General features: G+C 67.0%; 21 protein-coding genes. 9 read left to right on the top strand and 12 right to left on the bottom strand.

From position 1 onward, the window contains the following. Positions 1-4 precede the first annotated feature (4 nt). The gene (locus tag GNX71_RS28225; RefSeq protein WP_206175479.1) at positions 5-943 is read left to right on the top strand and encodes a LysR family transcriptional regulator; all 939 of its coding nucleotides are present in this window, start codon (positions 5-7) and stop codon (positions 941-943) included. A gap of 50 nt (positions 944-993) precedes the next feature. Here the strand turns inward: GNX71_RS28225 and GNX71_RS28220 are convergent, their stop codons facing one another. Continuing rightward, on the bottom strand, positions 994-1,170 hold the full coding sequence (locus GNX71_RS28220; protein WP_206175478.1) for a hypothetical protein: 177 nt from the start codon (positions 1,168-1,170) through the stop codon (positions 994-996). A gap of 654 nt (positions 1,171-1,824) precedes the next feature. On the opposite strand from GNX71_RS28220, the gene oxlT reads away from it, so the two are divergent. Then, positions 1,825-3,156, top strand: coding sequence for an oxalate/formate MFS antiporter (gene oxlT / locus GNX71_RS28215; RefSeq protein WP_206175477.1), 1,332 nt, complete (start codon positions 1,825-1,827; stop codon positions 3,154-3,156). 15 nt (positions 3,157-3,171) lie between these two features. Here oxlT and GNX71_RS28210 read toward each other — a convergent pair whose 3' ends face one another. Then, positions 3,172-3,408 carry a hypothetical protein gene (locus GNX71_RS28210; protein ID WP_206175476.1) on the bottom strand — a complete coding sequence of 79 codons (237 nt, stop codon included), beginning with the start codon at positions 3,406-3,408 and terminating at the stop codon, positions 3,172-3,174. Positions 3,409-3,525: 117 nt separating this feature from the next. On the opposite strand from GNX71_RS28210, the gene GNX71_RS28205 reads away from it, so the two are divergent. The 6 genes from GNX71_RS28205 (at position 3,526) to GNX71_RS28180 (ending at position 10,798) form a co-directional block, all read left to right on the top strand. Next, on the top strand, positions 3,526-4,401 hold the full coding sequence (locus GNX71_RS28205) for a LysR family transcriptional regulator (protein ID WP_206175475.1): 876 nt from the start codon (positions 3,526-3,528) through the stop codon (positions 4,399-4,401). Between the two features lie 192 nt (positions 4,402-4,593). Next, positions 4,594-5,067 carry a formate dehydrogenase subunit gamma gene (locus GNX71_RS28200; RefSeq protein ID WP_206179734.1) on the top strand — a complete coding sequence of 158 codons (474 nt, stop codon included), beginning with the start codon at positions 4,594-4,596 and terminating at the stop codon, positions 5,065-5,067. After that, on the top strand, positions 5,064-6,626 hold the full coding sequence (locus GNX71_RS28195; protein WP_206175474.1) for a formate dehydrogenase beta subunit: 1,563 nt from the start codon (positions 5,064-5,066) through the stop codon (positions 6,624-6,626). The genes GNX71_RS28200 and GNX71_RS28195 overlap by 4 nt, the downstream gene beginning before the upstream one ends. Before the next feature lie 49 nt (positions 6,627-6,675). Continuing rightward, complete coding sequence (gene fdhF, locus GNX71_RS28190) at positions 6,676-9,552, top strand: formate dehydrogenase subunit alpha (RefSeq protein WP_206175473.1); 2,877 nt, start codon at positions 6,676-6,678, stop codon at positions 9,550-9,552. 19 nt (positions 9,553-9,571) lie between these two features. Further along, on the top strand, positions 9,572-10,450 hold the full coding sequence (gene fdhD / locus GNX71_RS28185; RefSeq protein WP_206175472.1) for a formate dehydrogenase accessory sulfurtransferase FdhD: 879 nt from the start codon (positions 9,572-9,574) through the stop codon (positions 10,448-10,450). Positions 10,451-10,489: 39 nt separating this feature from the next. Beyond that, complete coding sequence (locus tag GNX71_RS28180) at positions 10,490-10,798, top strand: formate dehydrogenase subunit delta (RefSeq protein WP_206175471.1); 309 nt, start codon at positions 10,490-10,492, stop codon at positions 10,796-10,798. Here GNX71_RS28180 and GNX71_RS28175 read toward each other — a convergent pair whose 3' ends face one another. From GNX71_RS28175 to GNX71_RS28135, 9 genes are all read right to left on the bottom strand, one after another. Beyond that, positions 10,799-11,389 carry a CDP-alcohol phosphatidyltransferase family protein gene (locus GNX71_RS28175; RefSeq protein ID WP_206175470.1) on the bottom strand — a complete coding sequence of 197 codons (591 nt, stop codon included), beginning with the start codon at positions 11,387-11,389 and terminating at the stop codon, positions 10,799-10,801. It abuts the gene before it with no gap. Further along, a complete protein-coding gene (locus GNX71_RS28170; RefSeq protein ID WP_206175469.1) occupies positions 11,386-11,874 on the bottom strand; it encodes a hypothetical protein in 489 nt (162 codons plus the stop codon). Before GNX71_RS28170 ends, GNX71_RS28175 begins: the two co-directional genes overlap by 4 nt. Before the next feature lie 76 nt (positions 11,875-11,950). Next, a complete protein-coding gene (locus GNX71_RS28165) occupies positions 11,951-12,250 on the bottom strand; it encodes a hypothetical protein (RefSeq protein ID WP_206175468.1) in 300 nt (99 codons plus the stop codon). Between the two features lie 94 nt (positions 12,251-12,344). Beyond that, the gene (locus GNX71_RS28160) at positions 12,345-16,415 is read right to left on the bottom strand and encodes a translocation/assembly module TamB domain-containing protein (RefSeq protein ID WP_206175467.1); all 4,071 of its coding nucleotides are present in this window, start codon (positions 16,413-16,415) and stop codon (positions 12,345-12,347) included. Positions 16,416-16,590: 175 nt separating this feature from the next. Then, positions 16,591-18,519: a BamA/TamA family outer membrane protein gene (locus tag GNX71_RS28155; RefSeq protein WP_206175466.1), complete on the bottom strand. Its 1,929-nt coding sequence runs from the start codon at positions 18,517-18,519 to the stop codon at positions 16,591-16,593. Between the two features lie 75 nt (positions 18,520-18,594). Continuing rightward, the gene (locus tag GNX71_RS28150; RefSeq protein WP_206175465.1) at positions 18,595-19,782 is read right to left on the bottom strand and encodes a VWA domain-containing protein; all 1,188 of its coding nucleotides are present in this window, start codon (positions 19,780-19,782) and stop codon (positions 18,595-18,597) included. Between the two features lie 19 nt (positions 19,783-19,801). After that, on the bottom strand, positions 19,802-20,389 hold the full coding sequence (locus tag GNX71_RS28145; RefSeq protein WP_206175464.1) for a GNAT family protein: 588 nt from the start codon (positions 20,387-20,389) through the stop codon (positions 19,802-19,804). A gap of 17 nt (positions 20,390-20,406) precedes the next feature. Continuing rightward, positions 20,407-20,658 (bottom strand): hypothetical protein, encoded by a 252-nt coding sequence (locus GNX71_RS28140; protein ID WP_042581873.1) that lies wholly within the window; start codon positions 20,656-20,658, stop codon positions 20,407-20,409. Beyond that, entirely contained in the window at positions 20,655-21,509 is an 855-nt protein-coding gene (locus GNX71_RS28135) for a MoxR family ATPase (protein WP_042581872.1), read from the bottom strand. Before GNX71_RS28135 ends, GNX71_RS28140 begins: the two co-directional genes overlap by 4 nt. Positions 21,510-21,670: 161 nt before the next feature. Between GNX71_RS28135 and GNX71_RS28130 the strand changes: the two genes are divergently transcribed. Further along, positions 21,671-22,366, top strand: a complete 696-nt coding sequence (locus GNX71_RS28130) for a c-type cytochrome (RefSeq protein ID WP_206175463.1) — start codon at positions 21,671-21,673, stop codon at positions 22,364-22,366. A gap of 66 nt (positions 22,367-22,432) precedes the next feature. Here GNX71_RS28130 and pcaG read toward each other — a convergent pair whose 3' ends face one another. Beyond that, positions 22,433-23,044: a protocatechuate 3,4-dioxygenase subunit alpha gene (gene pcaG / locus GNX71_RS28125; protein ID WP_206175462.1), complete on the bottom strand. Its 612-nt coding sequence runs from the start codon at positions 23,042-23,044 to the stop codon at positions 22,433-22,435. Positions 23,045-23,046 lie beyond the last annotated feature (2 nt).

Genomic DNA, 23,046 nt, shown 5'->3' with positions numbered 1-23,046 from the left:
CCCGATGAAGCATGCGACCCTGCGCCAGTTGAAGGTCTTCGAGGCGGTCGCGCGGCTCTTGAGTTTTTCGCGCGCGGCCGAGGAGCTTCACCTCACGCAGCCGGCAGTCTCCACGCAGGTCGCCAAGCTCGAGGAGCATGCGGGCAACGTGCTGTTCGAGCAGTTCGGCAAGAAGATCTTTCTCACGCCCGCGGGCGCCGAACTGCTGCAGATCAGCCGCGCGATCATCCAGCAGTTCGAGGCGGCCGAGAACGCGATGATGCAGTTCAAGGGCGTCTCCGGCGGCAAGCTCAACGTGGGTGTCATCAGCGCGGGCGACTATTTCTTTCCGCGCCTGCTGGTGGAGTTCGCGAGCCGCCACCGCGGCGTGACGCTGAACTTCACCGTGCACAACCGCGAAGGGCTGCTCACCCACATCGCGGAGAACCTCACCGACCTCGCGATCATGGTGCGGCCGCCCACCGATCTGGACACCTCGAACCAGGCCTTTGCGCCGCACCCCTATGTGATCGTCGCCCCGCCGACGCATCCGCTGGTGGGCGTGCCGGGCATTCCACTGAAGCGCCTGATGCGCGAGCCGTTCGTGGTGCGCGAGAAGGCATCGGACACCTGGCACTCGATGGAGGACGGCTTCGGGCGCGAGCTGGAGCACATCAACATCGCGATGGAGATCCGCAGCACCGAGACGATCAAGCAGGCGGTGATCGCGGGCATGGGCGTGAGCTTCGTCTCGGCGCACACCATCAGCCAGGAGCTGAAGGCCGGCAGCCTCAGCGTGCTCGACGTGGAAGGTTTTCCGCTGATGCTCAACTGGTACGTGGTGCATCGCCGCACCAAGCGCCTGCCGCCGGTGGCGCAGGCCTTCAAGGACTTTCTGCTGAGCGATGGCGCATCGCTGATCTCGCAGATCGTGCCGTTCAAACCGCTGCAACTACAGCCCTGAAAAAACAAAAGAGCGCATGAAGCGCTCTTTGTCTTTGGGGCGGGGCACGATCAGTTGGTCAGTGCGCTGCGGACGCTCTTGCGGTGTTGCACGAGTGCGGCGCGGGCGGCCTTGTACATGATCACGATCGGCATTGCGGCGACCAGGTCGCGCAGCGCATCTTCGTTGGTGGTGGTGGCGGGCGATGCATTGCGGATCGCGCGGGAATCGAGGGTGGTGTTGCTCATGGAAATGCTCCTGGAAAGTTGAATCAGAAAGACTGAAGGGATTACCCGCAATTTTAGGGTTTACCCTAGACGATCGCAAACGCTGATTTCGCGTTTCTTGACCTAGGTCAATTTTTCTCTCGATGGATGGGGGTTGCAAGCCCGTGTTCGGGGCCCTTGTTCAGGGTGCGTGCACAGGCCACCGGGTACTCCCCTCCGCGAATGTCCCCCGGCCTGCGGCCTCCTCCTCGATTTCGCTGCGGGAGCACCCGATGCCCTGCGCACCTGGGCACGCTGCTGGCTATCGGCCGATCAACGACCGCTCCGATGAGATCTCGGTGATGGTGGGCTCTGTTTCGCGAAATCAAGGAGGAGGGCGAAGCCCGGGGGACATTCGCGAAACAGAGCCCACCGTCGCCGTGATCTCGCCCTGAACAGCAGCGCCAAAAACCACGCAACACAAGCACACGCAGATGTTCGATTGCTAGGGATATCACGGGGGTCCCAACAGCTCGCGATTCGTGTGAACTTGACTGCGGTCAAGAGTTTTTGAGTCGTGCCGTCCGACAGTCATCCACGCGCAAAAACAAGTGATTCATTTCTCGTTTTTCACTCGACTGATTGCGTCGTTTTTCCCGAGACCGTCGGACTCATCAAAACATTAAGGACAACGCCATGACTCGGCCAACAACCACGATTGCGGGTTCCAACCCCGCGATGTATCCACCATCGGATTCCACCCACGGTGTCACCGCCAAACGATCCGAGGCGTACCGATGGGGACAGTTGCTGATCGGCATCGTCTGCATGGCGATGATCGCGAACCTGCAGTACGGCTGGACCCTCTTCGTCAACCCCATCGCTGAAAAGCACGGCTGGAGCCGCGCCGCCATCCAGGTGGCCTTCACCATCTTCGTGCTCACCGAAACCTGGCTCGTGCCCATCGAAGGCTACCTGGTCGACCGCTTCGGCCCGCGCCCCGTGGTGCTCGTGGGCGGCGTGCTCTGCGGCCTGGGCTGGGTGCTCAATTCCTTCGCTGCCTCGCTGCCGATGCTCTACATCGCAGCGGCCGTGGGCGGCATCGGCGCCGGCGCGGTGTACGGCACCTGCGTGGGCAATGCGCTCAAGTGGTTCCCCGATCGCCGGGGCCTTGCAGCGGGCATGACCGCCGCGGGCTTCGGTGCCGGCTCGGCCCTCACGATCATCCCGATCTCCGTGATGATCAAGACCAGCGGCTACGAGTCTGCGTTTCTCTATTTTGGGATCGGTCAGGGCGTGATCGTCTTCGCCCTGGCCTGGCTGCTCACCCGCGCACCCGATCACGTGAAGGCGGCGTCGAGCCGCGGAAACGTGCAGCAGTCGCAGCGCGACTACTCGCCCTCCGAAGTGCTGCGCTCGCCCATCTTCTGGGTGATGTACGCGATGTTCGTGATGGTGGCGGCCGGCGGCTTGATGGCCACCGCGCAGCTCGGACCGATCGCGCAAGACTTCAAGATCATGGACGTACCGGTCAACATCATGGGACTGGTATTGCCCGCGCTGACTTTCGCCCTGGCGATCGACCGCGTGCTCAACGGCCTGACGCGACCCTTCTTCGGCTGGGTCTCCGACAAGATCGGGCGTGAGCAGACGATGTTCATCGCCTTCGCGCTCGAATCGGTCGGCATCCTGGCGCTGTACTACTACGGCCAGAACCCCATCCTCTTCGTGCTGCTGACCGGCATGGTGTTCTTCGCCTGGGGCGAGATCTACAGCCTGTTCCCCTCGACCTGCGCCGACACCTTCGGCTCCAAGTTCGCCGCATCCAACGCCGGCATGCTCTACACCGCCAAGGGCACGGCCTCGCTGCTGGTGCCGCTGTCGAGCGTGCTCGCCGCTTCCACCGGCAGCTGGCATGCGGTGTTCATCGTCGCCAGCGCGGTCAATGCGGCTGCGGCGCTGATGGCGTGGTTCGTGTTGCGCCCGATGCGCCGCAAGCACATCGAGGCCAGCCGCCAGGCGTCGTAACGCCATCATCGTTGTTCAGCGAAGGCCGATGCGCGAGGCGCGCGAGCGCAGCACATCGGCCCGCCACGGGTCGCTCGCCTCGATGGTGTCCGCGGCGACCTGCAAGGCGCGCATCTGCTCCACGTCCTCGATGAGCTTGCGAGGACTGAGCAAGGCCTCTGCCAGCATGAAGGCCTCGTCGGCGAGGCCCCTGAGCGCATCGGCAAGGCGCTCGGCGCCCTTCGCTTGTACGGAGTGACCAAGGGTCGGCATGAGTGGCTCCCGGGTTGCGTTGAAGTGGCCTTCATCTTCTGTCCGGCCACCGCATAAGTAAAACGAGATTAATTGTCAGTTGAATGCAAAAATATTGCATTCAAAGAGGGCGCCTCGATGGACATCAACCTGGCCCGGACCTTTCTCTCGATCGTCGAGACCCGCAGCTTCCAGCGCGCCGCGGAACGCCTGCATGTGACGCAGACCTCGGTGAGCGCACGCGTGCGAACGCTCGAGGAACTGCTCGGACGCAAGCTCTTCGTGCGCAACAAGTCCGGGGCCGCACTCACGCGCGCGGGCGAACAATTTCTGCCGCACGCGACCATGCTGGTGCAGGTGTGGGAGCGGGCGCGCCACCAGGTGGCGGTGCCCGATGGCAGCCAGGCGGTGCTCGCGGCCGGTTGCGAGATCAGCCTGTGGGACCCGCTGCTGCTGCGCTGGCTGCTGTGGCTGCGCCAGACCGCGCCGCAACTGGCCATTCGCACCGAGGTCGGCTTTCCGCAGGATCTGCTCGACAAGGTGGCGGGCGGCGTGCTCGATGTCGCCATCGTCTATGCACCGCAGCAGCGGCCGGGGCTGCGCGTGGAACTGCTCATCGAGGAAAAGCTCGTGATGGTCACCACCGCCAAGCGCCCGCGCGTGCCGCGGCCGGCGGACTACGTGTATGTCGACTGGGGCCCGGAGTTCGCGGCGCAGCACGGCCTTGCGTTTCCCGAGCTTTCCAATGCGGCGGTGAAGGCCGGCCTCGGCCCGCTGGGCCGCGAGTACCTGCTGGCCGCGGGCGGTACCGGCTACTTCCGGCTCGACGTGGTGCGCGGCCATCTCGAATCGGGGCACCTGCGCCGCGTGCCCAATACGCCGGAGTTCCTGTACCCCGCGTACGCCGTCTACGCGGTGGGCGCCGATCCAGCCATCGTCGAACCGGCGCTTGCGGGGTTGCGCGAGGTCTCGGCCGGTGGCGCCCGGCCCCTTGTTTCCGGGAAATTGACCTGAGTCAAGGTCTTTGCCTTCGTATTCCCCGACAGTGCCTCCAGAGCGGGAAACCGCAACGTTTTCCTAGGGCAATCGGCAGTGTCTGCGAGCGTGTTTCGGTCGTAGGATGAAAAAGCCGGGAGAGCAAAAACCCACGATGAATGACAACCCGGTAAGGAGCGCCGCATGAACGAAGTGGGCCGACACGCCACGATGAGCGAATCCGATGAACTGGCCGCGGTGCGCCAGGTGCTGATCGAGCGCGCGGAAGAACCGGGGGCGCTGCTCCCGATCCTTCACGACGTGCAGGACGCGCTGGGCTACATCCCGCCGCACACCGTGACGACGATCGCCGAGGGCGTGAACCTCTCGCGCGCCGAAGTGCACGGCGTCATCACCTACTACCACCACTTCCGCTCCGCACCCGCGGCGCGCCATGTGATCCAGATCTGCCGGGCCGAGGCCTGCCAGTCGATGGGCGCGGATGCGCTGCTGGCCCACGCGGAGCTGCGCCTGGGCTGCAGCGCGCACGGCCATTCGAAGGACGGCAACTTCACGCTGGAACCCGCCTTCTGCCTGGGCCTGTGCGCCTCGTCGCCCGCGATGACGATCAACGAAGAACCGCACGCGCGCATGACGCCGCGTTCGTTCGACGCGCTGGTGGCGCAATACGGAGATTGCGCATGAGCGGCCTCACGATCTATGTGCCGCGCGATTCCGCTGCGCTGGCAGTCGGCGCGGAACGCGTGGCCGAGCGCATCGCGCAGGAAGCGGCCATTCGCGGCGTGTCGTTCGGCATGGTGCGCAACGGTTCGCGCGGCCTGTTCTGGCTGGAGCCGATGGTCGAGGTGAGCACGCCGGCCGGCCGCGTGGCCTACGGCCCCGTGACCATCGACGACGTGGCCGACCTGTTCGATGCCGGTTTCGCCGAAGGCGCGCAGACGCATCCGCTGTCGCTCGGCCTGACCGACGAGATTCCGTACCTGAAGAAGCAGGAGCGCCTGACCTTCGCGCGCATGGGCATCACCGATCCCGTGTCGGTTGCCGACTACGAAGCGCACGAAGGCTATGCGGGCCTGCGCCGCGCGCTCGGCCTCAAGCCCGAAGAGGTTGTGCAGCAGGTGCTCGATTCCGGGCTGCGCGGCCGCGGCGGCGCGGCGTTCCCGGCCGGCATCAAGTGGAAGACCGTGATGGCCACGCCGGCCGCGCAGAAGTACATCGTCTGCAATGCCGACGAAGGCGACTCGGGCACCTTCTCCGACCGCATGACGATGGAGGGCGACCCGCTCATGCTCGTCGAGGGCATGACCATCGCGGGCATCGCCACCGGCGCGACCAAGGGCTACGTCTACATCCGCTCCGAGTATCCGCACGCCATCGCGACGATGAACGAGGCGATCCGCGCGGCGGAAGCCGCGGGCTTTCTCGGCGAGAACATCCTCGGATCGGGCCAGACCTTCTGGCTCGAAGTGCGCAAGGGCGCAGGCTCGTATGTGTGCGGCGAAGAAACCGCGCTGCTCGAAAGCCTGGAAGGCAAGCGCGGCATCGTGCGCGCCAAGCCGCCGCTGCCGGCCATCACCGGCCTCTTCGGGCAGCCGACGCTCATCAACAACGTGATCACGCTCGCGAGCGTGCCGCTGATCCTCGCGCGCGGCGCCGAGTACTACCGCGACTTCGGCGTAGGCCGTTCGCGCGGCACGCTGCCGATGCAGCTGGCCGGCAACATCAAGCACGGCGGCCTGGTCGAGAAGGCCTTCGGCGTCACGCTGCGGGAGCTGCTGTACGACTACGGCGGCGGCTCCGCCTCGGGCCGGCCGATCAAGGCGGTGCAGGTCGGCGGCCCACTCGGCGCCTACCTGCCCGAATCGCAATGGGATCTGCCGCTGGACTACGAGGCCTACGCGGCCGTGGGCGGCACGGTGGGCCACGGCGGCATCGTGGTGCACGACGACACGGCCGACCTCTCGAAGCTCGCGCGCTATGCGATGGAGTTCTGCGCCATCGAGTCGTGCGGCAAATGCACGCCGTGCCGCATCGGATCGACCCGCGGCGTCGAAGTGATCGACAAGATCCGCGCGGACAACAAGCGCGTGGAGCACGTCATCCTGTTGCGCGACCTGTGCAACACCATGGTCCACGGTTCGCTGTGCGCCATGGGGGGCATGACGCCGTTCCCGGTGCTTTCCGCACTCGACCACTTTCCACAGGACTTCGGTCTCGTGGTCCCCGATCGCAAGGCTGCTTGAACGCAACGCATCGCGCGTCGCACAGCACAGCAGCAGGAGACAAGAACACATGCTCGACCATCTGAAAGAAATCGACTACGGCACCCCCAAGCGCGAATCCACGCGCGAAGTGACGCTGGAGATCGATGGCAACGAAGTCACCGTGCCCGCGGGCACCTCGCTCATGCGCGCGGCCGTGGATGCCGGCATCAACGTGCCCAAGCTCTGCGCCACCGACAGCCTGGAGCCCTTCGGCTCCTGCCGCCTGTGCCTGGTGGAGATCGAGGGCCGCAAGGGCTTTCCGGCCTCGTGCACCACGCCGGCCGAAGCCGGCATGAAGGTGCGCACGCAGACGCCCAAGCTGCAGGACCTGCGCAAGGGCGTGATGGAGCTCTACATCTCCGACCATCCGCTCGATTGCCTCACCTGCTCGGCCAACGGCAACTGCGAGCTGCAGGACATGGCGGGCGTCACGGGCCTGCGCAACGTGCGCTACGGCTTCGACGGCGCCAACCACCTGAAGGACCAGAAGGACGAGTCGAACCCGTACTTCACGTATGACCCTTCGAAGTGCATCGTCTGCAACCGCTGTGTGCGCGCCTGCGAGGAAACGCAGGGCACCTTCGCGCTGACCATCAGCGGCCGCGGCTTCGAGTCGCGCGTGTCGCCGGGCCAGGACGAAGCCTTCATGGATTCCGAGTGCGTGAGCTGCGGCGCCTGCGTCGAGGCCTGCCCCACGGCCACCTTGCAGGAGAAGTCGGTGATCTGGCTCGGCCAGCCCGAGCACAGCATCATCACCACCTGCGCCTACTGCGGCGTGGGGTGCGCCTTCAAGGCCGAGATGAAGGGCAACGAGGTCGTGCGCATGACACCGTGGAAAGACGGCAAGGCCAACGAAGGCCACTCCTGCGTGAAGGGCCGCTTCGCCTGGGGCTACGCGACCCACCAGGACCGCATGCTCAAGCCGATGATCCGCAAGAACATCAGCGACCCGTGGCAGGAAGTGAGCTGGGACACCGCGCTCAACTACGCCGCTGGCGAGTTCAAGCGCCTGCAGGCCAAGTACGGCAAGGACTCCATCGGCGGCATCACCTCCTCGCGCTGCACCAACGAGGAAACCTACCTCGTGCAGAAGCTGGTGCGCGCCGCCTTCGGAAACAACAACGTCGACACCTGCGCCCGCGTGTGCCATTCGCCCACGGGCTACGGCCTGAAGCAGACGCTGGGCGAGTCGGCCGGCACGCAGACCTTCAAGTCGGTGGAGAAGGCCGACGTGATCATGGTGATCGGCGCCAACCCGACCGACGGCCACCCGGTGTTCGCCTCGCGCATGAAGAAGCGACTGCGCGAAGGCGCCAAGCTGATCGTGGTCGATCCGCGCCGCATCGACATCGTGAAGTCGCCGCACGTGAAGGCCTCGCACCACTTGCAGTTGAAGCCCGGCACCAACGTGGCCGTGGTCACCGCGCTCGCGCACGTGATCGTGACCGAAGGGCTCACGGCCGATGCCTTCATCGCCGAGCGCTGCGACACCGCCTCCTTCGCCGCGTGGAGAGATTTCGTTGCGCAGCCCGAGCAATCGCCCGAGGCCACCGAGAAGGCCACGGGCGTGCCCGCTGCCGAGATGCGCGCCGCCGCACGCCTGTTCGCGAGCGCCGCCAACGGCGCGATCTTCTACGGCCTGGGCGTGACCGAGCACAGCCAGGGCTCGACCACGGTGATGGGCATTGCGAACCTCGCGATGGCCACCGGCAATGTGGGCCGCGAAGGCGTGGGCGTGAACCCGCTGCGCGGCCAGAACAACGTGCAGGGCGCGTGCGACATGGGTTCGTTCCCGCACGAGCTGCCGGGCTACCGCCATGTGTCGGACAGCACCACGCGCGCTTCGTTCGAAGCGGCCTGGGGCGTGACCATCGATCCGGAACCGGGCCTGCGCATTCCCAACATGTTCGAGTCCGCGATCGGCGGCGGCTTCAAGGGCCTGTACTGCGAGGGCGAGGACATCGTGCAGTCGGACCCCAACACGCAGCATGTGGCCGCGGCCATGATGGCGATGGAGTGCGTGGTGGTGCAGGACATGTTCCTGAATGAAACCGCCAAGTACGCCCACGTGTTCCTGCCGGGTTCGTCGTTCCTCGAGAAGGACGGCACCTTCACCAACGCCGAGCGCCGCATCTCACGCGTTCGCAAGGTCATGCCGCCGAAGGCGGGCCTGGCCGACTGGGAGATCACGGTGAAGCTCGCGCAGGCGCTGGGCTACCCGATGGACTACAAGAGCCCCGAGGACATCATGGCCGAGATCGCCGCGCTGACGCCGACGTTCCATGGCGTGAGCTACAAGCGCCTCGATGAACTCGGCAGCATTCAGTGGCCCTGCAACGACGACGCGCCCGACGGCACGCCGACGATGCACATCGACACCTTCGTGCGCGGCAAGGGCCGCTTCATCGTCACGCAGTACGTGGCGACGGACGAGAAGGTCACGCGCAAGTTCCCGCTGCTGCTGACCACCGGGCGCATCCTGTCGCAGTACAACGTGGGCGCCCAGACGCGCCGCACCGACAACAACCTGTGGCACGGCGAAGACCGGCTGGAGATCCATCCGCACGATGCGGAGGAGCGCGGCGTGAAGGACGACGACTGGGTCGGCATCCAGAGCCGCGCGGGCGAGACGGTGCTGCGCGCCACGGTGTCCGAGCGCATGCAGCCGGGCGTGGTCTACACCACCTTCCACTTCCCCGAGTCGGGCGCCAACGTGATCACCACCGACAACTCCGACTGGGCCACCAACTGCCCCGAGTACAAGGTGACGGCCGTGCAGGTGATGCCGGTGATGCAGCCCTCGACCTGGCAGCAGGAGTACAGCCGCTTCAACAAGACGCAGATCGACCTGGCGACCGCCGGCGCGCTGCCGGAAAAGCGCAACGAGACGGTTCCGGCCAAGTAGGCAGCAGGCAGGAACGGGCATGAACATCGCCACCCTGCCGGCCGCCGAAGGCGCCGACACCTTCTGCGAAGGCGCATTGCTGCTGCCGGTGCACGGCGTGCGCGGCGGCGAGGCCTACGCGGTGCAGGACTGGGTGGCCGAGGAAGTGCCCGTGGCGCTGGAGTTCAACGGCATCTCGCATGCGGTGATGCTCGCGACGCCGCTGGACCTGGAGGACTTCGCGCTCGGCTTCTCGCTGAGCGAGGGCATCCTCGATGCGCCGCACGAACTCTATTCGGTGGAGATTGCACCTTCGGACCTCGGCATCACGGTGCGGCTGCAGGTGTCGAGCGCCGCGTTCACGCGCCTGAAGCAGCGGCGCCGCACGATCGCGGGCCGCACCGGCTGCGGCCTCTGCGGCACCGAGAGCCTGGCGCATGTGTCGCGCGAACTGCCGGTGCTCGGCGATGCCGTGGCGATGGATCGCCAGGCCATCGCGCGCGCAATGTCGCAGTTCCAGTCGCTGCAGACGCTGCAGCAGGCCACCGGCGCGGTGCATGCGGCGGCATGGTGTTCGGCCGCGGGCGAGGTGATGTGGCTGCGTGAGGACGTGGGCCGCCACAACGCGCTCGACAAGCTGATCGGTGCGCTCGCGAGCAACGATGTGGATGCATCGGCCGGCTTCATCGCCGTCACCAGCCGCGCCAGTTTCGAGATGGTGCAGAAGACTGCGATGGCGGGCGTGCCGCTGCTCGCTGCGGTATCGGCGCCGACCTCGTTCGCAGTGGCCACGGCGGAACGCGCGCGGCTCACGCTGGTTGGCTTCGCGCGCAAGGACGACCTGGCGGTCTACAGCCACCCGGAGCGCGTGACGACGGTCGGGCGGGATTTCACATCCACCGGAAGCCGCGCGCACTGACGCGAGCTGCCGGCAAATTCATCTCTTCAAAGGCAGTGCATGCACGACCACGATCCGACGGCGCAACTGGTCAAGATGGCCAACCAGATCGGCAGCTTCTTCGAGGCCCAGTCGCCCGACAACGCGACCCTGTCGACGGGCGCGATCGCGGCGCACCTGAAATCGTTCTGGGCGCCGAGCATGCGCATGCAACTGATCCGCGCGCTCGAAGCGGGCGGCGCGACGCACCTGATGCCGATCGTGGCATCGGCGGTGCGCAGCCATCGTGCGAACCTGCTGCCGGGCGGGGCGGTCGAGCTGGCTGGAAGGAAAGAGCAGTTTCCGCCGGGTGGCGGCGACGCGGGTTGATCAGGCGCGCATCGCGGCTCCCGCGCGGCGCAGCCTCAGCGCGTGAACGATCGAAGGCACGTCCGACTTCCACTCCCTGAGCACCAGCGAGATCGCCAGTCCCTCGATGTCGGCCACGATCCCCAGGTAGATCGGCGCCGCGATCCACGCGCCGGTGTAGCCGCATGCCAGCAGCGCGAAGAAGGCCGCGAAGAGCGCAAGGCCCCAAGCCTTCGACGACCACATGTGATAGCTGGCTTCGCGCTTGAACTTCACGAGGTCGAAGACGTACCGCGTCGCCTCGAGCGCAACGAGCAGCAGCAGTGCGCCGGCATGCGCCTTGATGACCTGCGGGTACAGGTGCCACGCGGCGAACGTCGCGGCCACGTAGAAGACGGTGTCGGCGATGCTGTCGAGCCGGCGCAGGCCGGGCGTCGCGATGCCCAGCCTGCGGGCGATGACGCCGTCGAACACGTCCGAGAGAAAACCCGCGATGAGGCAGACGCCGAATGCCCACGGTGCCGGATGGAGGATGGCCAACGCCACGATGACCGGCGCGAGCAGGGCGCGCAGCGCGGTGAGCAGCAGCGGAATCCGGGTCGCGATGCTCACAGGCGCCGCACCGCTGGCGAAGAGCGAGAAGAACGCATGGCCGTGGTGAGTTTCACGGTGAGCACCAGCCCCGCGAGGCAGAGCATCACGCGCAGCACGTTGCCGTCGCTCCAGCTCTCGTACGTGACAAGCAGCAGCGCATGCAGTGTCAGGCCGGCAAGCAGCAATGCGGCGCGGCTGCCGGTGAGGTCCAGTGCATCGCGGTAGGGTGGGATGAGCAATGCAAGCACTGCCTGCAGCCACCAGCCGACGAAGAAGAGCATGGAGGCCAGCACCACGAACACCACGACCGGCATGGTGTGGATGACCGAATAGAAGAGCATCTGCGGCCCTCCGAGCGTCAGGCCGTACATCTCGAAGGCGGTGTACCAGAGGGCGGGCAGCGCCAGGCGCTTCGACCATCGGTAGGCGGATGCGGCGGGCGAGTGGTTGTCGTTGTCGTTCTTGCGATGCGCGGTGGTGCGCCCGGCCCGGCCAGCATTCATTGGTTCCCAGTGTCGAAGTCGAATGCGGCGATGCTGCCACAGCGAGGGCAGCGGCGGGACTGCGTCAACGGGCCGGCTAGACGCTCCAGCTGCGGCCTGCCGCACGCTCCTGTTGCGACTTCAACAGCGCCTCATAGCAAAGGCACAGCGGCATCGCGATGAACACCATGCCCGCGACGTAGATCACGAGGCTCAGCACGGGGAAGTTGTCGCCGCCCCAGTGCGGGATCGACGTGGCGATCGCCAGCAGCGCGACGACCGCGATCACCACATGCAGCGCGCTGCGCACGAGCGCGATCCGCGAGGACGTCGGCACGTCGTGCGTCCGACGGTCGTGCACCGGGCTGTGGCCGCCCTTGTCTCCATCGTTTTTCATCGTCGCTCCTCAGTGAAGGCGTCAATGAATTGTTAACTCCGGGTTCGGCCCGGTCAAGATCGAAGTCCCTAGTACATCGCCCCAGAGATTTCGATCAGTCGTACTTCACCGTATAGATCAGGTCGAGCCCGCTGGTCTGGCCCGCCTGTCCGCGCAGCGTGAGGCGCTGCGTGAGGTCGTAGAAGATGAAGATCGTGCCGAAGGTGCCGCCCAGGCTGCGTTCGTAGGTCACGTAGAAATCCTTCGACAGCCGCTTGCCCAGCGTGACCGCCGACTCGCGCAGGTCGCCGCCGCTGCCCGGGCCCTTGAAGCCGAGCTCGTCCAGGCCGAAGCGGCTCGCGAGGCTGCCGCCGCTGCCGGCCTTGCCGATCTTGCCCAGCACCGCGAGCGCGGCCTGCTGCAGCAGCGCCGACTCGCCGCCGCTGGTGGCCGAGGCGCGCCCGAGGATCACCCACGAGAGCGTTTCCGCATCGGACAGCGCAGGCTCCGAGTAGAGCTTCACGCGCGGCGACTGCGCGCTGCCCGAGATCTGCACGCCCGCGCGCTGCGAGATGTTCGGGCGGATCGCGAGGATGTCCAGTTGCGGGTTGTCGAAGGGGCCGTTGAAGCGCGCCACGCCGGTTTCCACGTCCAGCTGCTGGCCGTACGCGCGGTACTGGCCCTTCACGGTCTTGACCTCGCCGGTGATGCGCGGCGGTGCGTTGAGCTTGGTGCTGCGGATTTCCAGGTCGCCTTCCAGGCGCGTGGTGATGCCGCGCCCCTGCACCGCGAAGTCGTCGCCCAGGTCGAAGTTCACGACGATGTCGGGCGGCTTCGCAGTCTGCGGCTTGGCTGCCTGTGCATCGGCGCGGGCCGATTCGCGCTGCGCGGCCTCGGCGGCTTCGCGGTCCTTGGCGGCCGAGCGCACGACGACGTCGCTGCCGAGGCTGGGCGCGGTTTCGTCGGGCAGGATGATGACGGCGCGGTCGGTCTTGAGCTTGCCGCGCACGGTGAACTGGCCGGCGTCGAGCCGTGCCTGCAGGTCGCCCGAGAGCGTGACCTGGCGGTCGGTGCGCACCAGCACGCGCAGTGCGCGCAGTTCGCCCTGCAGGGCCATGCGGATGCTCGGCGTGGCGGTGCCCGGTGCGGCGCCCCAGCTCATGTCGCCGCGCGCCGAGAGCGATCCGCCATCGGTGTTCGCCTCGCTCGCCGCGGTGCTGCGGTTGCCGCTCTGGCCGCCGATGCGGGCCGAGCTGCCGGCGCCGCCCTTGAGCGTGAACTCGGTGATCTCGATGCGCTCGCCGGTGAGGCTTGCGCGCAGGCGCCCGTCGCGCAGGTCGAGCCCTTCGACCGGCGCGCGCAGCGCGAGCTTGTCGGCGCCGAGCGTGCCGTTCCAGCGCGGTGCCGCGCGGTTGCCTGAGAGCGCGGCGTTGGCATCGAGCGTGCCGGCGATGCGCCAGCCCGGCGGCGCGAGCATCGACCACACGCCCAGGTTCGGCAGCGCGGCCTTGATGCTGCCGCCGAGCGGCGCATCGGGCGCCCATTGCCAGCCGCCTGCACGTTGCGTCACACGGGTGTTGACGTCGGCGTTGATCTTGCCGGCGCGTTCGCTGTCCCACGCGAGCGTGGCGCGCACGGCGTCGCCTTCGGCATCGAGCCGCAGCTCGGCCTGGCGCAGGCCTGCCGGGGTGCTGGGCGAATCCGCGCCGCCCGCGGAGGCGGAGTTCATCGTGCGCTCGCTCGCGGTGCCGGTCCCGGTGCTCGTGATGCGGGTGACCAGCGCTGCCTCGCCGGCCTGCACGCGGATGTCGCCGCTCTGGCGCGCGATGCGGGCCTTGGCGCGCAGCGTGTCGCCGGCATCGATGTCCCAGTCGCCGTCGAACATCAGGTCGCCGCTGATGCCCAGTTCGCTCAAGGTCGAGCTTGCGCCGAATGCGCCGGCCCAGGCCATCGGCAGGCCCTGCATCTGGCCCTTGGACTGCACGCGGAACACCTTGTTCGGCGCCGCGCCGCTCTGGCTGAAGCGCAGCGGTTGCCAGTCGATGCGCACCGTGCCGGGCACGGGGCCGCGCAGCGTGGCCGAGGCGGCGGAGGCTTCGATGTCGAGGCGGGCCGGGGTGCCGCCCGCGCGGATGGTGGCGGTGACTTCGCGGCTCAGTTCCACGATCCACGGGTTGCCCGGGCGGGCGCTGTCCTGCGCCTGCAGGCGCAGGCTGGCAAGGGCCGCGCGCCACTGGTTGGCGCCTGCGATGCCGCCGCTGGCGCGGGTGTCGAGCGTGATCTTCTGGGTGCCGGTGGTGGCTTCGCCCTTGAGCGTGAGCGCGGCCTGCGCGAGGCTGCCCGAGAGGTCGGCTTGCAGCTCGCGCAGTTGCACTGCGGTGGCTGCCGCGCCGGCTTGGGCGGCCGGCAAGGTCAGGTCGAGGCGGGGCACGGTGAGCGCAGCCTTGAGCGTGGGCTCCGCGATGCCGCGCTGCGCGGGGGCGTTCGCGTTCTCGATGCGGCGCTGGATGGTCCGCCAGCCGCCTTGCCAGCTCGCATCGAGCCGCGCCGAGCCCTTGGCCGTCGCACCCGCGAACACGCCCGAAAGGCCGGGCAGGCCTTCGACCCAGCGTTGCAGGGTGTCGGCATCGTCGACGCGCGCCTTGACGTCGCCTGCGCCCGCGTCCGGCGCGATGCGGCCTTCGACCTGCGCGCCGCCGCCGGGCAGCACGAGGTTGAGCTTGCCGCTCGCCGCCTGCTCGGCCACGCGCACCTGCAGCTTGCCGTCGACGCTCGCGCGCTGGGCTTCGATGCGCAGCGTGCGCAGGTCGAGCACCTGGTCTTTCCACTGGCCCTGCGCCAGCGCGCGGTCGAGCGCGAAGCCCGGTAGCGACTTGCTGCCCGCGCCGCCTTCGGCCTTGAGCGCGGCGTCGAAGGTGATGGTGTCTTCGCGCTGCTGCGCGGTGACCTGGCCGCTGACGGGTGCACCCGCGAGTTCGCTGTGCAATGCGCCGGGCCGCACGCTGCGCACCGTGGCGCGAATCTGCCACGGCGCGGGCGCGGGGCTCCAGCGGCCTTCGGCATCGATGCGGCCGCCGCCGGCGCGCACGGTGGCTTCGGGGATGGTCCAGTTGGTGCCGTCGAAGCCCACGCGGCCTTGCACCTGTTCGACCGGCAGCTTCGATTGGTCCCACGGACCGGGCAGGGCGTTGCGGATGTCGGCCGAGGCCTTCCATGCGGACGGGCCCGCGTCCGCATCGGGTTCGACCGAGACCGTGCCGGTGAGCTGCGTTTCGGGCGCGCCGGGCCAGAGGCTCGAGGCATCGACGTTGCTGAGGTCCGCCTTGGCATCGATCACCGGTTGCGGCAGCCAGGGCGCGATCTGCGCCTGCAGCTTCGCTTCCATCGGTGCATCGGTGTTCTCTTCGGCGGGCTTGAGTTCGGCGGCGACCTGCAGGCGCGCGGCCGTGCCGGCGAGCGTGCCCTTCACGGTGGCCTGCGCGATCACGTCGATGTTGTGGTCCTCGGCCAGCGGCGCCTTCACGCGGCCATCGAGCGACGCATCGATCGCCATCGGCGCGGGGCCCTGCAGCTTGACGCGCGCGCTGTAGTGGCCGTCGGCGATGTCGACGCCCTTCACTTCGAGCGCGTGCTCCGCGTTCTTGTAGACGTAGCTGCCGGTGAGGTTCGTCGCCTGCAGCACGGGGGGGCCGGCCCAGCGCAGTTCGTCGATGCGGAAGGGCACGTCCACGTCGACCGGCAGCACGAGTTGCTCCAGCGGTTGCGTCGGCTCTTCGCTCGGCGGCCCGCGTTTCTCGATCAGCACCTGCTTCGCATGCACCTCGCCGAGCTGCACCTTGCGCTGGAAGAGGGGCGCGAGCTGCCAGCCGATGGTGGCGTCGTTCACCTCGACCGCGATGCTCTCGCTCTGGTACTTGAGCCAGCCGATGTGCCCGCCGGTGCGCAGCGACCCGCTCACGTCGCGGCTTTCGAGCGTCTGGCCCGCGGGGAGGCGCTGTGCCGCCTGTGCGAGCGCGAAGGCGAGCGAGGTGTTCGAGCCCAGCCACCACCACGCGCCTGCGCCGAGCAGCAGCACGGCGAGGACGAGGCCCGCGAAGGTCCACGCCAGCGCGCGCATGACCCGGCGCGCGCGCGAGCGCTTGACGGCGGTTGGCACGGGCGGGGAGACGGCTTCTTCGTTCGACATCGAAAGCTGCGGGTCAGAGGCTGAGAGGCGATTCGGCGTGACCGAGCAGCCCCCGCAAATGGGCCCAATCAAGGCGCAAAGCGCAGCCATAGCTCGGGCTATGGCGAGCATTTGCAACGCAGAGTGGGGTCGTTTGCGGGGGATGAGCGGTCATGTCGGATTGCTTCTCAGCCTCTCAGAAAGTGAAGCCGAGGCGGAAGTGCAGGCGGAACTTCTTCGTGTCCACGCCGTAGGCCAGGTCGGCCTGCACCGGCCCGACCGGGCTGCGCCAGCGCGCACCCACGCCCACACCCACCTTGGGCTTGAGCTCGCCGGGCTTGTCGGCCACGGCGCCGGCATCGACGAACACCACGCTCTCCCATTCGGTGAGCTTGTTGTTGTAGACGAAGGGCCGTTGCCACTCGACGCTCGCCACGCCCAGGTAGCGGCCCGAGACGATCTGGCCGTCGGCGCGCACGGTGCCGATCTGCTTGTAGCTGTAGCCGCGCACGGTGGTGTCGCCGCCGGTCAGGAACATCAGCGTGGACGGGATCTGCGCACTGTCCTTGGCCGACACCGCGCCGGCCTCGACGCGCAACTGCAGGCGGCTGCGGCGGGCGCGCGCCTCGGTGTCCTCGGCCGAGCCGAGCGGCAGGATGCCCAGCCCGCGCACATAGGTGCGGGTGAAGGGCGTCTGCTCCCCGGTGAGCGTGTAGCCGGCCGCGAGTTCGAGCGCGAGCGCGTAGCCGCGCGTCGGTGCCGAGTTGTTGTCGAAGTAGCGCCCGGTCCAGCCCCAGTTGGCGGTGACCGCCGAAGCCGAGGGCGGCGCGTTGATGCCGCGGTTCTGCGCGTAGTCGTACTGCAGGAAGTAGCTGCGGTCGATGTGGTCGCTCGACTTGTTGCGCCCGCCGCGCAGCCGGCCGCTGTCGACGATGTAGCTGCCCGATTCCTCGCGCTTGAGTTCGGCGCCGGAGAACCAGCGCCAGCCCTTGTCGTTGGGAATCGCGTTCCACTCGGTGCCGAGCGACTTGACGTCGTTGTCCACGGAGAGCCGCGAGACCGCGCGCCAGCCGAGCAGCGGGATCTGGTTGTGGATGTGGTCGATCGACAGGCGCGGGCCGTTGTCGGTGGTGAATCCTGCCCCCAGCACCACTTTCTGCAGCGGCGCTTCGCGCAGCTGCGCGATGACGGGCGCGGCCAGCGGGTTGCCGCTCTCGGTGTCGAGCGTGAGGAACACCGAGTCGTAGTAGCCGCTGCTGGCCAGGCGCTGCTGCGCGTCGAGCAGCTTCTGCTGGTCGTAGTCGGTGCCGGTGGGCAGGCGGGCGATGCGGCGCGCGCCGTCGGGGTCGTAGCGCTGCAGGCCCCGCAGCATGAGGGGGCCGAACTTGTAGGCGGGGCCCGACTGGTAGGTGACGTTCAGGCGGGCCTCGCTGCGGTCGGCATCGACCTCGGCGCGGCTCACCTCGATGTTGCCAGTGGGAAAGCGCTTGGCCGTGAGGCTGCGCAGCGCGGTGGTCTTGGCGTCGTCCCAGGCCTGCTGGGTGAACGGCAGGCCGGCGCGCAGCGCCCAGCCGGTGCGGATCGAATCGCGCTGCGCCTCGGCCGCGGTGTCGTCGGCGATGGCGCCGGCATAGCTGATCTGCACGTTGCTCACCTTGGTGGGCTCGCCGGGCGCGACGGTGATGACGATCTCGCGCGGGGCCTTGGTGCTTTCGGGCGTCTCGTTGAGTTCGAGCGTCAGCGTGGGGGTGAAGTAGCCGAGGGTGCCGAGCAGTTCGCGCGCATTGGCTTCGGCGGCGACCATGAGGCGGGAGATTTCCGTCGCACCGAGGTCGTCGAGCTCGCGGTAGCGCTGGATTTCCAGGTGCAGCGTGAGGTAGTCGCGCACCGCTTCAGGCCCGCGCACGTCGACGGTGAAGGCGTCGCGCTTGTCGGCTTTTTTCTCGTCCTTGCTGTCCTTTGTGGCTGTGCTGTCGGCATCGCCGCTACGGACAAGGCCCGCGACAGGCTTGCCTTCGGTGCTTTCTTTTTTCGGCAGCAAGCTGCAGCCTTGCAAAAGAAGGACGCCACAAAAAAGCAAAGCCGGCCACCACGCCGGCGAAGAAACGGATACCACCCTGACCATGGGCGGATTCTGACAGCAAGATTTGCCGGTTCCTGAAGCTTCCGGATACAGGTGTGGGTCAGTCCTGCTTGCGCATTACTTGGACAGCATGCGCATCGCGTCTTCCAGGCCCCGCAGCGTGAGCGGGTACATGCGGTTGGACATCAGCTGCTGCATCACCGCGATGCTCTGCCGGTATTGCCACACGCCCTGGGGCTCGGGGTTGATCCACGCGAACTTGGGGAAGGTGTGCGTCAGGCGCTGGATCCACTCGGCGCCGGCTTCCTCGTTGTTGTATTCGACGCTGCCGCCGGGCTGCAGGATTTCGTAGGGGCTCATGGTCGCGTCGCCGACGAAGATGAGCTTGTAGTCCTTGTTGTATTTGCGCAGGATGTCCCAGGTCGCGAACTTCTCGGAGAAGCGGCGCTTGTTGTTCTTCCACATGAAGTCGTAGACGCAGTTGTGGAAGTAATAGAACTCCAGGTGCTTGAACTCGGTCTTCACGGCCGAGAACAATTCTTCGACACGCTGGATGTGCTCGTCCATCGTGCCGCCCACGTCCATCAGCAGCAGCACCTTGACGTTGTTGTGGCGCTCGGGCCGCATCTTGATGTCGAGGTAGCCGGCGTTGGCCGCGGTCGAGTGGATGGTGTTGTCCAGGTCCAGCTCTTCCTCGTGGCCCTCGCGCGCGAACTTGCGCAGGCGCCGCAGCGCCACCTTGATGTTGCGCGTGCCCAGCTCCTGACTGTCGTCGTAGTCCTTGTAGGCGCGCTGGTCCCACACCTTCACGGCGCTCTTGTTCTTGCCGGCGCCGCCGATGCGGATGCCCTGCGGGTTGTAGCCACCGTTGCCGAAGGGCGAGGTGCCGCCGGTGCCGATCCACTTGCTGCCGCCCTCGTGGCGCTCCTTCTGCTCCTCGAAGCGCTTCTTGAGCGTGTCCATGAGCTCGTCCCAGCCCATCTTCTCGATCTTGGCTTTCTCTTCGGCGGTGAACTCGCGCTCCAGCGTCTTCTTGAGCCAGTCGAGCGGCACTTCCTTGGTGAAGTCGGTGAGCATCTCCACGCCCTTGAAGTAGGCGGCGAAGGCACGGTCGAACTTGTCGTAGTGCTTCTCGTCCTTCACGAGCGCGGTGCGCGAGAGGTAGTAGAAGTCGTCCAGGCCATAGGCGCCGTCGGAGTTGGGCCCCACCACATCGGCCTGCAGGGCTTCGAGCAGCGTGAGGTATTCCTTGACGGACACCGGCAGCTTGGCCGAGCGCAGGGTGTAGAAGAAATCGATGAGCATGGAGATCGCTCCTTGTGGTTCAGTCGCGCGGCTTGTCGAGCAGGTAGAGCAACTGGGCCCGCACCTCGGGCCATTCGCCCGCGCGCAGGCTGTACATGACGGTGTCGCGGATGGTGCCGTCGCGGCGCATCACGTGGCCGCGGATCACGCCGTCCTTCTTGGCGCCGAGCCGCTCGATGGCGCGCTGCGAGGCGAAGTTGAAGTTGTCGGTGCGCCAGCCCACCACGTTGCAGCCGAGCGTGTCGAACGCATGCGTGAGCATCAGGAGCTTGCAGGTGGTGTTGACATGGGTGCGCTGGCAGCGTTCGGCGTACCAGGTGTAGCCGATCTCGATGCGCTGCACGGCCGGCAGGATGTCGTGGAAGCTGGTGCTGCCGAGCACGGTGCCGGTGGCCGCCTCGGTCACGGCGAAGGCGAAGCGGTCGGGCGTCTTGAGCGCGGTCTCGATGTAGGCGCGGGTGTTCTCGGGCTCGGGCACGGAGGTGACGCGCAGCTTCCAGAGCTCGCCGTCGGCGGCCGCGGCGCGCAGGCCCTCTTCATGGTCCAGCGAGAGCGGCACCAGCGCGATGCCGCGGGCCTTCAACGTGACAGGTTCGATGAACGCCATCTCAACACCCCTGAATTTCAGCTTCTCGGATTGCCGTACTTGCGCACGTACCAGGCGCGCGCGATCTGCACTCCGCCACCGCCGCCCAGGCCGATCAGCAGGATGCCGAAGATTTCCTTGTTGCCGTAGCCGCCGGCGCCGAACGCATCGAGGCCCAGCAGCAGCCCGACCCAGCGGCCGAGCAGCGCACCCGCGACGAACAGCACCGCCTGGGCCACGCCCAGCTTGAGCAGTTGGCTGGTCGGATGCGGCCGCGGCGATTCGCTCATCGGTTGTTGCGCTGCATGAAGACCAGCTTCTCGAAGAGCGTCACGTCCTGCTCGTTCTTGAGCAGCGCGCCCACCAGCGGCGGCACGGCGACCTTGTCGTCCTTGCTCTGCAGGGCTTCGAGGGGAATGTCTTCGGCCACCAGCAGCTTGAGCCAGTCGAGCAGTTCGGAGGTCGAGGGCTTCTTCTTCAGGCCCGGCAGGTTGCGCACGTCGTAGAAGGTCTTCATCGCGGCCGTGAGCAGCTCCTGCTTCAGGCCCGGGAAGTGCACGGCGACGATGTGCTTCATCGTCTCGGCATCGGGGAACTTGATGTAGTGGAAGAAGCAGCGGCGAAGGAACGCGTCGGGCAGTTCCTTCTCGTTGTTGGAGGTGATGAACACCACCGGCCGGTGCTTGGCGCGGATGAGCTCGCGCGTCTCGTAGCAGTAGAACTCCATGCGGTCGATTTCGCGTAGCAGGTCGTTCGGGAATTCGATGTCGGCCTTGTCGATCTCGTCGATCAGCAATGCCACCGGCTCGTCGGCCGTGAAGGCCTGCCACAGCACACCCTTGACGATGTAGTTCTGGATGTCCTTGACGCGCTCGCCGCCGTCGACGTCGGAGAGCTGCGAGTCGCGCAGGCGGCTCACCGCGTCGTATTCATACAGGCCCTGCTGCGCCTTGGTGGTCGACTTGATGTGCCACTGCAGGAGCGGCAGTCCCAGCGATTGCGCCACTTCCTCGGCCAGCATGGTCTTGCCCGTGCCGGGCTCGCCCTTGACGAGCAGCGGGCGCTTGAGCGTGATGGCGGCGTTGACCGCCAGCATCAGGTCCTGAGTGGCGACGTAGTTGTCTGAGCCCTTGAATTTCATGAGTGAACGCAAGCGAAGTGGAAAGGCAGGGTGGAGAAAAGAACACACTCGATGCGCGTCGTGCAGCCTCAGGGTTGGCCTGCACGGGGTTCCGGAAGACCCCTGCATATAATCGAATGTTGATTCGAAAAACTGTATCTCCACGAGATTGTGCGCGCAAAATGAACAAGCTGTTGACCACGATGTTTGCCCTTGCTGTCGCTTGCGTGACGCTCTCGGCACAAGCCCAACAAGTCACTGGCAAGGCCCAGGACGGAGCAAAGAAGGTTCAGATGTGCGTGGGCTGCCACGGCATCATTGGCTACCAGGCCAGCTTCCCCGAGATCCACAAGGTGCCGATGATCGCGGGCCAGAGCGCCACCTACATCGTCTCCGCGCTCACCGCGTACAAGGGCGGCGACCGCAAGCACCCCACCATGCGCGCCATTGCCGATTCGCTCTCCGAGCAGGACATCGCCGACGTGGCCGCCTACTACAGCCAGCTGGGCGTGAAGGAAGGCGATGCACCGCCGGCCGCCCTTGCCAAGGCCATGCCCGAGAACATCACCGCGCTGGTCGGCCGCAACGGTCCCGACAACAGCTGCACCAAGTGCCACGGCGCCAACTTCAACACCCCGAACGACGGCACCGTGCCCAAGCTGGCCGGCCAGCATGCCGACTACCTCTTCGTGGCGCTCAAGTCGTACCGCGTCAAGAACAACAGCCACCTGGGCCGCTCGAACGCGGTGATGGCCGGCCAGGTCGAACCCAAGAAGTTCACCAACGCCGAACTCAAGACGCTGGCCAGCTACATCAGCTCGGTGCCCGGCGAACTGAAGACGGTGCCCGAGTCGCGCATCCATCACGCCGCGCAATAAGCGCGTCGCTCCCTCAACAAAAAAGCCCGCGCGATGCGGGCTTTTTTGTTGGGGATTTCCCTGAGATCAGACGTCGAAGAACGCCGTCTCGTCCGCGCCCTGCATGCGGATGTCGAGGCGGTAGCTCACCGCGCCGCCTTGCTCCACGCGCTCGGCAACCAGCGTGTGGCGGCGCTCGGCCGGCACGCTCTGCAGCACCGCGTCCTTCGCGTTGGCCTCGGCCTCGTCGCTGAAATACACGCGCGTGAACGCATGCAGCAGCAGCCCGCGCATCAGCACGATCACGTTGATGTGGGGTGCCTCGCCGGGCGATTCGGCGCCGGGCTTGACGGTGTGGAACACGAAGCGGTTCTGTGCATCGGTGCCGGTGCCGACGCGGCCGAAGGCCCGAAAGCCCAGCGCGCGCGCTTCTTCGGGCGTCTGCGGATAGCGGCCTTCGCCATCGGGCTGGCTGATCTCGACCAGCGCGTCGTTGATCGGGTTGCCGTCGCCGTCGATCACCCGGCCTTCGAGGCGGATGCGTTGGCCGGCGGCACCGTCGAGTGCCACGATGGCGTCGAAGGGCTGGTCGAAGTCGTAGCCGTACTGCGTGGCGGTGAGGCCGTAGGCGAAGTAGGGGCCCACGGTCTGGGAGGGGGTCTGGCCGAAGTCGGCTTCCTGGGCGGTCATCAATGGCATGG

This window comes from Variovorax sp. RKNM96 (assembly GCF_017161115.1).
Taxonomy (GTDB): domain Bacteria; phylum Pseudomonadota; class Gammaproteobacteria; order Burkholderiales; family Burkholderiaceae_C; genus Variovorax.
This window is presented reverse-complemented; position numbering and strand designations above follow the sequence as displayed.

Coding starts and splice junctions, on each gene's coding strand:
- GNX71_RS28145 (WP_206175464.1), bottom strand. CDS start 20,389: ATGGCGTTCATCGAACCTGTCACGTTGAAGGCCCGCGGCATCGCGCTG.
- GNX71_RS28220 (WP_206175478.1), bottom strand. CDS start 1,170: ATGAGCAACACCACCCTCGATTCCCGCGCGATCCGCAATGCATCGCCC.
- GNX71_RS28205 (WP_206175475.1), top strand. CDS start 3,526: ATGGACATCAACCTGGCCCGGACCTTTCTCTCGATCGTCGAGACCCGC.
- oxlT (WP_206175477.1), top strand. CDS start 1,825: ATGACTCGGCCAACAACCACGATTGCGGGTTCCAACCCCGCGATGTAT.
- GNX71_RS28170 (WP_206175469.1), bottom strand. CDS start 11,874: ATGAATGCTGGCCGGGCCGGGCGCACCACCGCGCATCGCAAGAACGAC.
- GNX71_RS28195 (WP_206175474.1), top strand. CDS start 5,064: ATGAGCGGCCTCACGATCTATGTGCCGCGCGATTCCGCTGCGCTGGCA.
- GNX71_RS28160 (WP_206175467.1), bottom strand. CDS start 16,415: ATGTCGAACGAAGAAGCCGTCTCCCCGCCCGTGCCAACCGCCGTCAAG.
- fdhF (WP_206175473.1), top strand. CDS start 6,676: ATGCTCGACCATCTGAAAGAAATCGACTACGGCACCCCCAAGCGCGAA.
- GNX71_RS28180 (WP_206175471.1), top strand. CDS start 10,490: ATGCACGACCACGATCCGACGGCGCAACTGGTCAAGATGGCCAACCAG.
- GNX71_RS28135 (WP_042581872.1), bottom strand. CDS start 21,509: ATGAAATTCAAGGGCTCAGACAACTACGTCGCCACTCAGGACCTGATG.
- fdhD (WP_206175472.1), top strand. CDS start 9,572: ATGAACATCGCCACCCTGCCGGCCGCCGAAGGCGCCGACACCTTCTGC.
- GNX71_RS28130 (WP_206175463.1), top strand. CDS start 21,671: ATGAACAAGCTGTTGACCACGATGTTTGCCCTTGCTGTCGCTTGCGTG.
- GNX71_RS28165 (WP_206175468.1), bottom strand. CDS start 12,250: ATGAAAAACGATGGAGACAAGGGCGGCCACAGCCCGGTGCACGACCGT.
- GNX71_RS28200 (WP_206179734.1), top strand. CDS start 4,594: ATGAGCGAATCCGATGAACTGGCCGCGGTGCGCCAGGTGCTGATCGAG.
- GNX71_RS28225 (WP_206175479.1), top strand. CDS start 5: ATGAAGCATGCGACCCTGCGCCAGTTGAAGGTCTTCGAGGCGGTCGCG.
- pcaG (WP_206175462.1), bottom strand. CDS start 23,044: ATGCCATTGATGACCGCCCAGGAAGCCGACTTCGGCCAGACCCCCTCC.
- GNX71_RS28150 (WP_206175465.1), bottom strand. CDS start 19,782: ATGCTCATCGATTTCTTCTACACCCTGCGCTCGGCCAAGCTGCCGGTG.
- GNX71_RS28140 (WP_042581873.1), bottom strand. CDS start 20,658: ATGAGCGAATCGCCGCGGCCGCATCCGACCAGCCAACTGCTCAAGCTG.
- GNX71_RS28210 (WP_206175476.1), bottom strand. CDS start 3,408: ATGCCGACCCTTGGTCACTCCGTACAAGCGAAGGGCGCCGAGCGCCTT.
- GNX71_RS28155 (WP_206175466.1), bottom strand. CDS start 18,519: ATGGTCAGGGTGGTATCCGTTTCTTCGCCGGCGTGGTGGCCGGCTTTG.